This is a genomic window from Pseudomonas sp. CCC4.1 (assembly GCF_035019225.1).
GTDB classification, from domain to species: Bacteria; Pseudomonadota; Gammaproteobacteria; order Pseudomonadales; family Pseudomonadaceae; genus Aquipseudomonas; species Aquipseudomonas bubulae.
The window spans coordinates 1-12708 of the sequence record NZ_JASJWL010000094.1 but is presented as its reverse complement, the minus strand read 5'-3'; the positions used below and the strand labels follow the sequence as shown (position 1 = coordinate 12708).

At 58.0% G+C, this 12708-nt stretch carries 17 protein-coding genes and 2 tRNA genes; 10 read left to right on the top strand and 9 right to left on the bottom strand.

All coding sequences use genetic code 11. The features are described from left to right. The 5 genes from QN377_RS22270 (at position 1) to QN377_RS22250 (ending at position 2423) form a co-directional block, all read left to right on the top strand. Positions 1-76: transfer RNA gene (locus QN377_RS22270), tRNA-Ala, on the top strand. Positions 77-153: 77 nt separating this feature from the next. Continuing rightward, positions 154-229, top strand: a tRNA-Glu gene (locus tag QN377_RS22265). Between the two features lie 151 nt (positions 230-380). Further along, on the top strand, positions 381-815 hold the full coding sequence (locus QN377_RS22260) for an acyl-CoA thioesterase (protein WP_095002275.1): 435 nt from the start codon (positions 381-383) through the stop codon (positions 813-815). 73 nt (positions 816-888) lie between these two features. Next, complete coding sequence (locus QN377_RS22255; protein ID WP_095018966.1) at positions 889-1848, top strand: tRNA dihydrouridine synthase; 960 nt, start codon at positions 889-891, stop codon at positions 1846-1848. A gap of 122 nt (positions 1849-1970) precedes the next feature. Further along, on the top strand, positions 1971-2423 hold the full coding sequence (locus QN377_RS22250) for an Hsp20 family protein (protein WP_016780349.1): 453 nt from the start codon (positions 1971-1973) through the stop codon (positions 2421-2423). Positions 2424-2563: 140 nt separating this feature from the next. Here QN377_RS22250 and pbpG read toward each other — a convergent pair whose 3' ends face one another. From pbpG to QN377_RS22235, 3 genes are all read right to left on the bottom strand, one after another. Continuing rightward, positions 2564-3502, bottom strand: a complete 939-nt coding sequence (pbpG, locus tag QN377_RS22245) for a D-alanyl-D-alanine endopeptidase (RefSeq protein ID WP_095018965.1) — start codon at positions 3500-3502, stop codon at positions 2564-2566. Between the two features lie 278 nt (positions 3503-3780). Next, a complete protein-coding gene (locus QN377_RS22240; protein WP_095002278.1) occupies positions 3781-3990 on the bottom strand; it encodes a helix-turn-helix domain-containing protein in 210 nt (69 codons plus the stop codon). A gap of 9 nt (positions 3991-3999) precedes the next feature. Then, positions 4000-4551, bottom strand: coding sequence for a DUF2975 domain-containing protein (locus tag QN377_RS22235; protein ID WP_095018964.1), 552 nt, complete (start codon positions 4549-4551; stop codon positions 4000-4002). 219 nt (positions 4552-4770) lie between these two features. On the opposite strand from QN377_RS22235, the gene QN377_RS22230 reads away from it, so the two are divergent. Next, positions 4771-5712 carry a class I SAM-dependent methyltransferase gene (locus QN377_RS22230; protein ID WP_095018963.1) on the top strand — a complete coding sequence of 314 codons (942 nt, stop codon included), beginning with the start codon at positions 4771-4773 and terminating at the stop codon, positions 5710-5712. Positions 5713-5997: 285 nt separating this feature from the next. Here QN377_RS22230 and QN377_RS22225 read toward each other — a convergent pair whose 3' ends face one another. Further along, the gene (locus QN377_RS22225) at positions 5998-6516 is read right to left on the bottom strand and encodes a Dps family protein (protein ID WP_095002281.1); all 519 of its coding nucleotides are present in this window, start codon (positions 6514-6516) and stop codon (positions 5998-6000) included. Positions 6517-6721: 205 nt separating this feature from the next. Here QN377_RS22225 and QN377_RS22220 point away from each other — a divergent pair, with 205 nt between their 5' ends. Beyond that, on the top strand, positions 6722-7417 hold the full coding sequence (locus QN377_RS22220) for an AzlC family ABC transporter permease (protein WP_095002446.1): 696 nt from the start codon (positions 6722-6724) through the stop codon (positions 7415-7417). After that, entirely contained in the window at positions 7414-7725 is a 312-nt protein-coding gene (locus QN377_RS22215) for an AzlD domain-containing protein (protein ID WP_095002282.1), read from the top strand. Before QN377_RS22220 ends, QN377_RS22215 begins: the two co-directional genes overlap by 4 nt. On the opposite strand, the gene QN377_RS22210 is transcribed toward QN377_RS22215, so the two are convergent. From QN377_RS22210 to QN377_RS22200, 3 genes are all read right to left on the bottom strand, one after another. Continuing rightward, on the bottom strand, positions 7673-7867 hold the full coding sequence (locus QN377_RS22210; RefSeq protein WP_095002283.1) for a hypothetical protein: 195 nt from the start codon (positions 7865-7867) through the stop codon (positions 7673-7675). The genes QN377_RS22215 and QN377_RS22210 overlap by 53 nt on opposite strands. Before the next feature lie 94 nt (positions 7868-7961). Further along, positions 7962-8156, bottom strand: a complete 195-nt coding sequence (locus tag QN377_RS22205; protein ID WP_016780355.1) for a hypothetical protein — start codon at positions 8154-8156, stop codon at positions 7962-7964. A gap of 156 nt (positions 8157-8312) precedes the next feature. Next, complete coding sequence (locus QN377_RS22200; RefSeq protein WP_095002284.1) at positions 8313-8663, bottom strand: hypothetical protein; 351 nt, start codon at positions 8661-8663, stop codon at positions 8313-8315. A 231-nt stretch (positions 8664-8894) separates the two neighbouring features. Here QN377_RS22200 and QN377_RS22195 point away from each other — a divergent pair, with 231 nt between their 5' ends. After that, on the top strand, positions 8895-9713 hold the full coding sequence (locus tag QN377_RS22195; RefSeq protein WP_095018962.1) for a shikimate 5-dehydrogenase: 819 nt from the start codon (positions 8895-8897) through the stop codon (positions 9711-9713). Positions 9714-9752: 39 nt separating this feature from the next. On the opposite strand, the gene QN377_RS22190 is transcribed toward QN377_RS22195, so the two are convergent. After that, positions 9753-10424: a YceH family protein gene (locus QN377_RS22190; RefSeq protein ID WP_095002286.1), complete on the bottom strand. Its 672-nt coding sequence runs from the start codon at positions 10422-10424 to the stop codon at positions 9753-9755. Between the two features lie 107 nt (positions 10425-10531). After that, a complete protein-coding gene (locus tag QN377_RS22185; RefSeq protein ID WP_095019034.1) occupies positions 10532-11839 on the bottom strand; it encodes an MFS transporter in 1308 nt (435 codons plus the stop codon). 110 nt (positions 11840-11949) lie between these two features. Here QN377_RS22185 and QN377_RS22180 point away from each other — a divergent pair, with 110 nt between their 5' ends. Then, the gene (locus QN377_RS22180; RefSeq protein ID WP_016780360.1) at positions 11950-12459 is read left to right on the top strand and encodes a DUF1993 domain-containing protein; all 510 of its coding nucleotides are present in this window, start codon (positions 11950-11952) and stop codon (positions 12457-12459) included. The last annotated feature ends 249 nt before the right edge of the window (positions 12460-12708 follow it).

Here is a 12708-nt window from a genome sequence, read left to right as displayed (position 1 = left end):
GGGGCTATAGCTCAGCTGGGAGAGCGCTTGCATGGCATGCAAGAGGTCAACGGTTCGATCCCGTTTAGCTCCACCAATTTACAGTTCAATGTCGGGCCACACTGGCATTGGATCGATCAGCACTCAGCGCTGATCACTGTTAGAAGGGTTTGTGTCCCCTTCGTCTAGTGGCCTAGGACACCGCCCTTTCACGGCGGTAACAGGGGTTCGAGTCCCCTAGGGGACGCCACGATTACCCGCTTTGCGGGATTTATAAGGGTCATTCGATTATTGAATGACCCTTTTGTTTGTCTGCAGTTTTTTAATTCCAGCTCTTCAAGTTTCCCGTCGCCCCCTCTGCGTTACACTGCGCTCCTTATTTATGTACAGGGAGACAAGGCATGAGTTGGGATTTGGCAGCGCCGTTTATCATTGACCTGCAGGTGCAGGCCGAAGACATTGACGGGTTTGGTCATGCCAATAACGCGTCCTATGTGGTCTGGCTGGAACGCTGCGCTTGGCGCCACTCGCAGCGCCTGGGCTTGGACCTCACCGAGTACCGTCGCCTCGACCGCGCCATGGCGGTCTCCCGTCATGAAATCGACTATCTTGCCAGCGCCTACGAAGGCGATGAGCTGCAGCTAGCCACCTGGATTGTCGATTGTGACCAGCGCCTGCGCATGACCCGTCATTTTCAATTGGTGCGCCCCTGCGATGGTGTGACCCTGTTGCGTGCCCAAACCACCTTTGTCTGCATCGAACTGTCCACGGGCAAGGCCAGGCGCCTGCCGCCCGAGTTCCTTGACGGTTATGGCCCGGCTGTCGTGACGGCCTGACCGTCAGCGCCTGCGCATACCGATTGCCCGCAGAACCGCGTAAACTGCCGCACGTTTTTCATGAGAGTCACCCATGCAAATTGCTTTGGCGCCGATGGAGGGGTTGGTCGACAACATCCTGCGTGATGTCCTGACCCGCACCGGCGGTATTGATTGGTGTGTGACCGAATTTATTCGGGTCACCGAACGGCTTTTGCCCGAAGCCTACTTCCATAAACTCGCTCCCGAGTTGCAGCACGGTGCGCAAACGCGTTCCGGCGTGCCGCTGCGCGTGCAGTTGCTGGGCTCGGACCCGGCGTGCCTGGCCGATAACGCGGCATTGGCCTGTGAGCTGGGCAGCGGGGTGATCGACCTCAATTTTGGTTGTCCGGCCAAGACCGTGAACAAGTCCCGTGGCGGGGCGGTGTTGCTCAAGGAGCCCGAACTGCTGCACGCCATCTTGCTGCAAGTGCGTCGCACCGTGCCTGCGCATATTCCGGTCACCGCCAAGATGCGCCTGGGCTTCGACACGCCCGACAGCGCCAATGAGTGCGCAATCGCCCTGGCCGAAGGCGGCGCCAGCCAGATCGTGGTGCATGCGCGGACCAAAATGGATGGCTACAAGCCGCCTGCGCATTGGGAATACATTGCCCAGGTGCAGGAAGCGGTCAAGGTGCCGGTGTTTGCCAATGGCGATATCTGGTCGGTTGAAGATTGGCGTCGTTGCCGCGAAATCAGTGGCGCTGAAGACATCATGCTCGGCCGTGGTCTGGTGTCGCGCCCCGATCTGGCCGCGCAAATTGCCGCTGCCCGCGCCGGTGTTGAGGTAGTGCCGATGACCTGGGCCGATTTGCAGCCCATGATCCGCGACTTCTGGGCCCAGGCCGAGGCCCAGCTGACCCCGCGCTCGGCACCGGGGCGGCTCAAGCAGTGGCTGGCAATGTTGACCCGCAACTATCCTGAAGCGGTGGTGTTGTTCAATGCCATGCGTCGTGAAACAGACTGTGAGAAGGTCCGGCACATGGTCAACAACCCGCCTGTCGATGTGGCTTGAAGCGTCTGAAAAAAATTTCAAAAAAAGCCTTGAAATGGTTTTGACGGTCCCTATCTAAGGGGTACGCGATGCCGAAACCGGGTCGCGTAACAAAATCTCGCTGAAATCAGGAGGATGAAATTATGAGCAACGCTTTTTCAATGGCGCCACTGTTCCGTAATTCTGTCGGCTTTGACCGTTTTAGTGATTTGTTTGAAACCGCACTGCGCAACGATTCAAGCGGCGGCTACCCACCTTACAACGTTGAAAAACGGGGTGAAGACAGCTACCGCATCGTGGTAGCAGCTGCAGGCTTCCAGCAAGATGATCTGGACCTGCAAGTAGAGAAAGGTGTGCTGAGCGTCAGCGGCAGCAAACGCGAAAGCACCAGCGAAGAAGGCGTGACCTTCTTGCATCAAGGTATTGCACAGCGGGCATTCAAATTGTCCTTCCGCCTTGATGATCATATCGAGATCAAAGGCGCAAACCTGAGCAATGGTTTGCTGAGCATCGACCTGCAGCGGGTGGTGCCGGAAGAGGCAAAAGCCAAACGCATCCCGATCAATGGGGATTCGCAGCCTGCTCTGCAAAACTGATCTGAGCATGTGCCAGGCAAGAACCCCGTCCAGGTGACGGGGTTCTTTCTATCCGCAGTTTGTAACGAGCAGTACGCAGGCATTTGTCCCCGATCCTCTCCCCGGGGCAAGTGCCTGCATTTCATCTCACCCGTACTTCTTCACTTACCCGCCTGACCTGCTGTCAGCTGGTTTTTCTGCAGGTTTTTTTCGGCTTTGTAGCGCAGGGCTACGTCGGGCACACCGCCACTTTTGCCGGTTTCCACCCAGTTGCGAATTCGACCGGCATCGGCGAAGTGGGTGTACTTGCCAAAGGCATCCAGAATGACCAGGGACACCGGGCGCCCACCCATTTCAGTGACCAGCACCAGGCAATGACCGGCCTGATTGGTAAAGCCGGTCTTGGTGATCTTGATATTCCATTTGTCTTTTCTGACCAGGTGATCGGTGTTGCTGAAACCCAGGCTGTAGTTGGGTTTGCGGAACGCCACGGTCTTTTCCTTGGTGGTGCTCAACTGGCTGAGCATCGGGTAATGCCGCGCCGCTGCCAGCAGCTTGCTCAGGTCGCGGGCAGTGGATACGTTGTGGATCGACAACCCGGTCGGCTCAACATAGTGAGTGCTCATCATGCCCAGGCTTTTGGCCTTGGCATTCATCGCCGCGATAAAGGCTACATAACCCCCCGGATAGTGGTGGGCAAGGCTGGCGGCTGCCCGGTTTTCCGAAGACATCAGGGTGATCAGCATCATTTCGTGACGCGACAGCTCGCTGCCGATTTTTACCCGCGAAAACACGCCCTTCATCTCCGGGGTGTCGCTGATATTGACCGAAATGGATTCGTCCATCGACTGCTTGGCATCCAGCACTACCATGGCGGTCATCAATTTGGTGACGGAGGCAATTGGCACGATGGCGTCAGGGTTGCTGGCAAAAATCACTTTGTTGGTTTGCAGGTCGATCAGCAGCGCACTGCCTGAGGCGATGTGCAGTTGCGAGGTATCCCGTGGGGCCGAAGTGCTTTCAGCCGCTGCGGCGATTGAAGAAGCACTGGTGCCTGCCAGAACTAAACACAGGCTCAAAATGGAAAGATGAATTTTCACGCAGAATGACTCAAGAAGGGTTGGGAAGTACCGGGCTGCAACGGCTGTTATACACATGACGTTACATTTAGTCAGTATGGATCAGTGGCGGCAGAAATGCCTGATTTTGCAGAGGTTTGTCAGAGAAAATCCGAATATACCGGTAAAAAGGTTGGGTGCCGCGGCGAGCCTAGCAGGAGGATGCTGTTGGTTGGCTGAACGGACTGGAGGCTTTGAAGTGCAGGCAGGCAGAGCCTGGTGCGCCGCCTGCGAGGGCTTGGCCTCGCAGGCGTGCGTGCTTACGATTCCGGTTGATAATGCAGCAAGTCCCCCGGCTGACAATCCAGTGCGATGCAAATGGCTTCCAGGGTTGCCAGCCTGATGCCCTTTACTTTCCCTTGCTTGAGCAGTGACAGGTTCTGCTCGGTAATGCCCACCCTGTGCGCCAGGTCCTTGGATTTGACCTTGCGCATGGCCAGCATGACGTCCAGCTTGATCTCGATCGGCATTTTGGCCTCTTAAACGAACTGCTGATTTTCCCGCGCCAACGAACACGCCTTGTACAGGCTGCGGGCGATGATCATAAGGGAAGCCGAGAGGAACAAGGCAACAAGATGCGACGGTTCGAAGCTGATCGTGAGCAAGCGCTCGCCCGCAGGCCGCAAAATGGTGACCCAGACACTCATGACCGGGGTTAACAGGAGGCTGGCCAGCACCCATATAGAAACGCTTTTACCCACTTTACCCAGCAACTCGGCAGATTCGGTCGAGAAATACTCGCCCTTGCTGTAGGCCAGAAACAGGCTGCGCAGGGCCAGCAAGCCTTTGGCGAGTATCAGCAGGGGGATGCTGGACAGGGTTATGGCACCAGCAACCTGCCACCAGGGCATCAACGGGATGTCGGCCTGCAGTGTTTCGGTCATGGCGCTCAGGTTGAACCCGCCCACATAAGTGCCTATGGCGTTGGGGAAGATCCAGTAAGCGATATTGGCCAGCAACATACCCGCGACAAGTGCCAGCGTGGTTGTGGCCAGGATGCGGCTGCGATTGGCAAGGGGATCGGTTTTCATCGAACAGTCCTTCTGGTTCTGCTTGTGGTTGTAAAAAGCCCGGAATCCGCCCAGGGAAAGCGTATTGCCCTGCGCAGTTAAACTATCGTATTGCGATAAAAAATTATTGTAAAACGATAATATCACCCTCTGTATTAACAAATATTTCCACTGTGCCGATTAGGCAGGGCAGTGCAATTGTGTAAAATGCCGGCCCCTTGAAATTGACCGGTCGGCCTGATGACTCCTGAAGCGTTAACCACCCTGCACCAGCACTTATTGACTGCACTGCAGGCTGTGCCTGCTGAAACCCGGCGTTTGTTCCATGGGCGTGGACGTTGCTGGCCCGGGCTTGAGCAGTTGACGGTGGACTGGTTGCAAGGCGTGGTGCTGGTTTCTCTATTCAAGGAGCCCGAGGCCCTGCAACTGGCTGCACTCAAGCAACTGCTGCAGGCCATTGTTCAGTCAGCCGCGTGGCAGGCCAGCGGTGCACACACACTGGTGCTGCAACATCGTTATACGCTGCAAAGCGACACCGAGTGGCTGGTGGGCGAGGCAATTGACGAGTGGACGCTGACTGAAGGCGGATTGCGCTATCGCGTGGACCTGGGCCGCAAACAGAACAACGGCCTGTTCCTGGACATGCGTTATGGTCGTGACTGGGTAAGGGCCAATGCCGGGGGCAAGCGAGTGTTGAACCTGTTTGCCTATACCTGCGGTTTTTCAGTGGCCGCCATAGAAGGCGGCGCCCAGCATGTGGTCAACCTCGACATGTCCCGTGCGGCCCTGAGCCGTGGCCGCGACAACCATCGCCTGAACGGGCATGACATGAGCAAGGTGACGTTTCTGGGTCATGAGCTGTTCAAGTCCTGGGGCAAGGTGAAAAGCACCGGGCCTTACGATCTGGTGATCATCGATCCGCCGTCATTTCAGAAAGGCAGCTTTTTGCTGACCAAGGACTACCAGCGCGTGGTGCGCCGCCTGCCGGAGTTGCTCAGTGAAAATGGCACAGTACTGGCGTGCATGAATGACCCGGCACTGGGTTCGGACTTTTTGATCGATGGCGTGACCCGTGATGCGCCGAGCCTGCGTTTTGTTCAGCGCCTGGACAACCCGCCGGAGTTCCCGGACGCCGATGTCGAGTGCGGCCTCAAGGCGCTGGTGTTCAGGCAGGGCGTTTGACAGGCGAAAAAAAGCCCGCAGGGGAGGTGCGGGCAAGGGGTTCATTGAATGAGCAATGAGCGCTGCGAATATACCGCTCGTTGCGTTCGAAGACTGTGAAACAAAATTCATGGTTCTGCGGGTGCTCGTGACCGTAGCAGCTGGCGCAGGAACAAGGCTGCGTCCGGCGGCGAAGCCGTCGTAAAGTCAGAGCACAGGTTTTTACAGATAAACCGCATGCTCTGGTTTTACGATCGCTTGGCAATCGAACGCAGCCTCGTTCCTTCGGCAGCTGCTACGCAGGGGTTATTTGGTACGCGACGACTCAAACAGGAACCACACGCGGCGCTCGGCCTCGTCGATCCAGTTTTCCAGCAGGCTGGTAGTCGCCACATCGCCCAGCTCGGAGCACATGTCGTGAGTCTCACGCATATAGGCGGCCAGCTGGATATTGTCTTCGCGCAGTTCTGCCAGCATGTCTTCCGGCGTCACGAAGTCGGCGTCGTTGTCCAGCAGGCGTTGCAGCTTCTTGATGTGGCCGATGGAGCGGATTGTGGTGCGCCCCAGCTTGCGCACACGCTCGGCGATGGCATCGGTGGTCGCGTAGATCTGGTCAGCCTGCTCGTCGAGCAGCAGGTGGAAATCACGGAAGTGCGGGCCGGACATGTGCCAGTGGAAATTCTTGGTCTTCATGTAGATGGCGAAGGTGTCTGCGAGCAGCGCGTTCACTTCGGCTGCGATATCGATACAGGCTTTTTCGCTCAGTGCCGTAGGTGTCCGCAGATCGGCCTTTCTGCTTTCCTTGGCGGATTTCAGGTCTTTCATGGTGGTTCCTCGTGGCAGCGGTTGATCGGAATTAACGTCTCTTGAATGCGGCTGACTAAAGACCAGGTTTGCTCTCTCGTCAAACGCGGCGGGCTGTTTTCACGCGGTCCGCGTCAAGTTATGAGGGCAGCAGAGCAAGATCGTTCAAGACTTTTTACCCTGATGTTGCGACCCTTTGCCGCTGCTTACTGCCGGAATGTTTTTGATGCCTGATGCCCTTGCTCGAACCGCGTTTATGCGCGGCGCAATTGCCTGCCTGCCGCTGACCCTGGCGTGTGCCCCCTGGGGGCTGCTGGCCGGTTCCACCGCAATCGATGCCCAGCTGACCCCCGCGCAAAGCCAGGGGCTGTCACTGTTTGTGTTTGCCGGCGCGGCGCAACTGGTTGCCATTGGCATGATCAAGGGCGGTGCCAGTGCGATTTCGATTCTGGTCACCACCTTGCTGCTGACCTCGCAACACTTGCTCTATGCCATGCACTTGCGCCCGCTGGTGGCGCCGCTCGAGCCCAAATGGCGCTTCGGGCTGGGTTTTTTGCTCACCGATGAGTTCTTTGCCCTGGTCAGCCCCTTCGACCAGAACACCTTCAATCGCTGGTATGCCCTGGGTGTGGGGCTGTGCATGTATGTGGGCTGGAATATTTTCACCCTGCTGGGCGTGGTGCTGGGCAAGAGCATCCCGGGGCTGGATCAGCTAGGGCTGGAGTTCTCGATCGCGGCCACCTTTATCGCGTTGATTACCCCGGTGGTGCGCAATATCCCGACCGTGGTCTGCGTGGCGGTCTCTTTGTTCACGGTGGTGGTGTTCAGTCACTGGCAGTGGGAGTCGGCGATTGTGCTGGCCGGGTTGGCGGGTATGGTCGCGGGCTATGCCTGCAAGCGGCTGGGAGGGTACTGGGCATGATCTGGGCAATTATTGGCGGGATGACGCTGATCCTGTTTTTCAACCGCTACCTGTTTCTGGAACCACGCTTGCCGATTCGCCTGAATCGAGGGGTGAAGGAGTTTTTGGGCTTTGCCGTACCGGGGATGCTGACGGCGATTTGCGGGCCGATCATTTTCGTCAAGGACCATCAGCTGGATCTGAGCCTGGCCAACCCCTACCTGCTGGCCGGGTTGTGCGCCATCGGGCTGATGCTGTGGAGCCGCAATGTGCTGCTCAGTGTCGCGTTGAGTGTGGCGCTGTTTTATCTGTTTCGCTGGTGGCTTTGAGCTGGGCGGCGGCGCGCGAGGTAAACGGGCCGCTGACGGCAACGCCGTCACTGACCACATACCAGCATGCCAGCAGGCCGTCGGCACGCAGCGGGGCGGGAACGGCACTGCCGATCACCGACATGACATGAATCTTGGGCATACAGACCTCCTTCAACAATGGCGCTACCTTACGGGCTGTGCCGCTGCGCAAGAAATCATTGCGCGTGATAGTGGTCATTGATGTCGATGAGGTGTCAGTCAACCACCTGATCGAGCATGTGCATCACTTCCTGATCACTCAGCAGCCCTTCGCGAACCAGGTGCTGGGTCAGCAGGGAGAGCAGTTTGGCGGTGCGGTGACCTTCGAGCTGCTTGAGCTCGGTCAGAGTGTTGTACACCTTGCTGGAGGTGCAGAGCCCGACGATATGGTGCGGGTTTTGTGTAGGCATAAAGGTCGTCCTTGTTTTTATGAATGTGCCGATTGTTGCGCCAGCCAAGCTGCATGATGCCGCAGTCCGGGGCGTTACGGTGTCTTGTCCGCGACATTCACATGATCTATCCGGACCTGCCGGCAGCTGTCCAAGCCTGCCGGCTGCCAGCACCGGTTACCAGCGCGGCGGGCCGTAGTAACCCCGTGGCGGACCGTAGTACACCGGTTGCGGTCGACCGTAGTAGCCCTGATAGTAAACGGGCTGGGGCGGCTGGACATACACCGGTTGCGGTTGGTAATAAACAGGTGGGGCCTGTACGTAAACCGGCTGTGGCTGCACATACACCGGTTGCTGCACATACACCGGGCGCTGTTCGTGGCCAGCGATAACCGAGCCAACCACCGCGGCACCCACCACCGCGCCAAAAATTGCAGGCCCGGGGCCCCAGCCACCATGGGCCGATGCCTGCCCTGCAACAGCCAGGGTGCCGATAAGCAAAGCGATTTTGGGGATGCTACGCATCATGACGATTCCTCGAATTCCCGCCCCGACGATTCGGCCTGCACCAGACCGCAGTTAAACCCGGGGATAACATTAAGACCGTATTTATTTTAAAAACTGCGAAGCGTCCGGGTAAATTTTGTGTAAGGTCTGCGGGCGCTGAGACGATTCAGCGTTGGCGCTCCACTATGATCCAACAAAACTCCCGGTACGGCTTGTGCCGTCCATCTAAAAGCATTCAGCAAGGAGATGAGCATGCAAATGAATCCGGACAAAGACACCCGACTGTGCATATCGTTGTCGGGTCGACCGGGTAATTTCGGGCTGCGTTTTCATAATCATCTATACGAACAACTGGGCTTGAACTTTTACTACAAGGCCTTCAGCAGCAAGGATCTGGCGGGCGCAGTGACCGGTATCCGGGCATTGGGCATTCGTGGTTGCGGCGTTTCGATGCCGTTCAAGGAGGCCTGCATCGAGCTGGTGGACGAACTGGACACGTCAGCCCGGGCCATTGCCTCGATCAACACCATCGTCAACACCGACGGCCACCTCAAGGCCTATAACACCGACTACATAGCCATTGCCCAACTGCTGGGCAGCCATAAAGTACCCAAAGACACGACCTTTGCCCTGCGCGGCAGTGGCGGCATGGCCAAGGCGGTGGCATCGGCCCTGCGCGATGGCGGTTATCGCAATGGCCTGATCGTTGCGCGCAACGAGGCAACAGGGGCGGCGCTGGCGGCAAGTTGCGGTTATGAATGGCAGCCTGAGCTGGGCGAGCGCAGGCCGCACATGCTGATCAATGTTACACCTGTCGGCATGGCGGGCGGGGCCGAGGCCGATGATCTGGCTTTCGAGGCAGATGCCATTGATCGTGCGGATATTATCTTCGACGTGGTGGCGATCCCGGTTGAAACACCCCTGATCGTGCGCGGTCGTGCCCAGGGCAAGCAGGTCATCACCGGACTTGAGGTTATTGCCATTCAGGCCCTGGAGCAGTTTGTGCTGTACACCGGTGTGCGGCCCACCGCCGAGCAGTTCCAGGCGGCCGTGGCATTCGCGCGCAGCTGATGGCGATTGGGGGCGAGTGAGCTCGCCCCCAAAACGCTTTTACTCCAGCTCTGCCAGACGGGCTTCGAGGGCTGCAATGCGCGCCTCAAGGGCTTCGAAACGCTCTATCGAGACTGCCTGCGCGCTTGAGCGTTCTGCAGGTTGCTGGCGTGCAGTCATGATGGTTTCGATATCGGCCGGGTCGCCCAGGGCGTGCATGTAACGGTCTTCGCGTTGGCCGCTCTGACGCGGTACCAGCAGGGCCAGATCACGGGCAATCAGGCGTTCAAGCTGATGCTGGACCTGTTCGGTGTCTTCAAAGTCGTGCATGCGCGAACTGCGGGTCAGCAACTCGTTGAGGGTTTGCGGACCGCGCAGGAACAGCAGGCCCAGCAACACCACTTGCGCAGGCACCAGCTCCAGCGCCTTGTCGACCTTGTGTTCCCAGCGATCAGCGCGGCTGCCCATCACCAGGCGGGTAAAGCCACGCCCTTCGAGGGCGCGCAGGCTTTGCCCGACCTGGCCCTGGGTCAGGTTGAGCACCGGCTCGCGGCTGGTTTTCTGGTTGCACGCCAGCACAAGGGCATTGAGCGTCAGCGGGTAGGTTTCCGGGTTGGTAGCCTGTTTCTCGATTAGGGAGCCGAGAATACGGATCTCGGTACTGTTGAGCAGAGGTCCTGCGTCAGCATCGTTTGGTACCTGTTCTGAGAACTGATCAGCGGGAACGTCCATTTTCATCTCCAATTTGAGTAACCGTTGCCAGCGACCATTGTGGTGTTTTTTGCGCGGTAGAGCGACTGGCATCTAGCCCCGTCTGTGGCAGAGAGTCTTTTTGCGTGTCAGCGGTTAACCACTTTGGCAGGCAGCGCGATCACCAGCAGGCAGCTCACTAGCAGGCAACTGGCGAAGAACCACAGCGCGCCGGAACTGCTGCCCGTTACGTCGATGGCGATACCCATCAGGGAATTGCTCACCAGCCCTGCGATATTGGCCAGCGAACACGCGAGGGCGAAGCCGGTAGCGGCAGCACGGCCCTTGAGAAAGGTGGCCGGCAAGCTGAAAAACACCGGTACGGCGCCAATGATGGCGGCCGAGGCAATGGCAAACAGCAAAACGATCACAAGCAGGTTGTCGCTGAAAAAAGTGCTGGCTGCCATCGCGGCCGCGCCAATCACAAAGGGCACAATGATATGCCAGCGGCGTTCTCGATAGTGGTCGCTGCTGGCGCCAATCATCAGCATGCCGATCAGGGCTGCAACGCTGGGCAGGGCGGTGAGCAGGCCAATATGGAAGTTGTCGGCCACACCGGCGTTACGGATAAACGTCGGCATCCAGAATGCCATTGCGTAGGCGCTAAGCAGGATGGAGAAGTCGATACCCCCCAGCATCCAGATCTTGAGGTTAAAGAACCCGTCGCGAAAACTGTGCTTGCTGTTCTGGCCTTCGGCGTTGTCCTGGTGCAGTTGCTGTTCCAGTAACGCTTTTTCGTCGGCGTTCAGCCATTTTGCCGTGTGATGGCTGTCTGGCAGAACCCAGAAGGTCAGGATGCCCAGCAATACGCTGGGGATCGCCTCAAGCACAAACAGCCACTGCCAGCCGCGCAGCCCCGCCGTATTGTCGAAGGCGACCATGATCCAGCCCGACAGTGGCCCGCCAACGACACTGGACAGCGGCATGCCGATCATAAACAGGGCAATGATGCGGCCCCGTCGCTGGGTCGGGAACCAGGTGGTCAGGTAATACAGCACCCCGGGCAGAAAACCGGCTTCGGCCACCCCCAGCAGAAAGCGTACAACATAGAACTGGGCAGGCGTGGTGACCAGCAGGGTGCAGGCCGAAAGCAGGCCCCAGCTGATCATGATCCGGGCTATCCAGACCCTGGCGCCGACTTTCTCCAGAAGCAGATTGCTGGGTACCTCGAACAGGATATAGCCGACAAAAAACAGCCCCGCCCCCAGGCCAAATGCCGTTTCGCTGAACTGCAGGTCACCTAGCATCTGCAATTTAGCGAAGCCGATATTGATCCGGTCCAGATAAGCGGCCAGATAACAGAAGCAGAGAAAGGGAATGAGTTTGCGGGTGATTTTGCGATAGAGCGCCTGGGTCGGGTCCGCTGCTGGAGCTGTAGAGGGATGAGCGGAGGGCATATGGGTGTCCAGGGGCTGAGCTTGGGGTTGATCTTCATACACCAGATGGGCGCTGGCGTGTCTATAATCGGCGCACATTGCATTCCTGCCCACAGACTGTCGAGACTTCCATGACTATCTCTCTGTACGCCGCTTCCGTTCCAGTGTTCAAACAAATGCTCAACGCCCTGAGCGGTGTGCTGGCCAAGGCTGAAGCTCACGCAACGGCCAAGAACATCGACCCGAGCGTGTTTTTGCAGGCGCGCCTGGCCCCGGACATGTTCCCGCTGGTGCGTCAGGTGCAAATCGCCGTTGATTTCACCAAGGGTGTTTCGGGCCGTCTGGCTGAAATCGAATTGCCAAAATATGACGACAGCGAAGTGACCTTTGCCGACCTGCAAGCCTTGATCAGCAAAGTGCTGGCGTTTGTCGACGGGATCAAGCCAGAGCAAATCGATGGCAAGGAAGGCATCGAAATCATCACCCGTCAGGGCACGCCTAAAGAAAAACGCTTCACTGGTCAGGCTTACCTGCTGACCTACGGCCTGCCGCAGTTCTTCTTCCATGTGACCACGGCTTACGCGATCCTGCGCCACAATGGTGTTGAGATCGGCAAGCGTGACTACATGGGTGCGTTCTAATCAAGCGCACTGTGTCAGCGCCTTGGTCATTCAGACCTACCGGGTTGTAAGCATCGCAGGCAAGCCAGCTCCCACAGGTTCATTGACACCCTCAACGCCAGGTGCTGGCCTGATCCACTGTGGGAGCGGGCTTGCTCGCGATGGCAGCGCCCCGGTTATTTAGACATACCGGGTTGCAAGCATCGCAGGCAAGCCAGCTCCCACAGGTTCATTGGCACCCTCAACGTCAGGTGCTGGCCTGATCCACTG

Excerpts from the sequence above, each read along its gene's own strand:
- QN377_RS22205 (WP_016780355.1), bottom strand. The coding sequence starts at position 8,156 with ATGCCTACACAAAACCCGCACCATATCGTCGGGCTCTGCACCTCCAGC.
- QN377_RS22260 (WP_095002275.1), top strand. The coding sequence starts at position 381 with ATGAGTTGGGATTTGGCAGCGCCGTTTATCATTGACCTGCAGGTGCAG.
- QN377_RS22240 (WP_095002278.1), bottom strand. The coding sequence starts at position 3,990 with ATGCCGATCGAGATCAAGCTGGACGTCATGCTGGCCATGCGCAAGGTC.
- QN377_RS22200 (WP_095002284.1), bottom strand. The coding sequence starts at position 8,663 with ATGATGCGTAGCATCCCCAAAATCGCTTTGCTTATCGGCACCCTGGCT.
- QN377_RS22190 (WP_095002286.1), bottom strand. The coding sequence starts at position 10,424 with ATGGACGTTCCCGCTGATCAGTTCTCAGAACAGGTACCAAACGATGCT.
- QN377_RS22180 (WP_016780360.1), top strand. The coding sequence starts at position 11,950 with ATGACTATCTCTCTGTACGCCGCTTCCGTTCCAGTGTTCAAACAAATG.
- QN377_RS22210 (WP_095002283.1), bottom strand. The coding sequence starts at position 7,867 with ATGCCCAAGATTCATGTCATGTCGGTGATCGGCAGTGCCGTTCCCGCC.
- QN377_RS22235 (WP_095018964.1), bottom strand. The coding sequence starts at position 4,551 with ATGAAAACCGATCCCCTTGCCAATCGCAGCCGCATCCTGGCCACAACC.
- QN377_RS22195 (WP_095018962.1), top strand. The coding sequence starts at position 8,895 with ATGCAAATGAATCCGGACAAAGACACCCGACTGTGCATATCGTTGTCG.
- QN377_RS22215 (WP_095002282.1), top strand. The coding sequence starts at position 7,414 with ATGATCTGGGCAATTATTGGCGGGATGACGCTGATCCTGTTTTTCAAC.
- QN377_RS22220 (WP_095002446.1), top strand. The coding sequence starts at position 6,722 with ATGCCTGATGCCCTTGCTCGAACCGCGTTTATGCGCGGCGCAATTGCC.
- QN377_RS22255 (WP_095018966.1), top strand. The coding sequence starts at position 889 with ATGCAAATTGCTTTGGCGCCGATGGAGGGGTTGGTCGACAACATCCTG.
- QN377_RS22230 (WP_095018963.1), top strand. The coding sequence starts at position 4,771 with ATGACTCCTGAAGCGTTAACCACCCTGCACCAGCACTTATTGACTGCA.
- QN377_RS22250 (WP_016780349.1), top strand. The coding sequence starts at position 1,971 with ATGAGCAACGCTTTTTCAATGGCGCCACTGTTCCGTAATTCTGTCGGC.
- QN377_RS22225 (WP_095002281.1), bottom strand. The coding sequence starts at position 6,516 with ATGAAAGACCTGAAATCCGCCAAGGAAAGCAGAAAGGCCGATCTGCGG.
- QN377_RS22185 (WP_095019034.1), bottom strand. The coding sequence starts at position 11,839 with ATGCCCTCCGCTCATCCCTCTACAGCTCCAGCAGCGGACCCGACCCAG.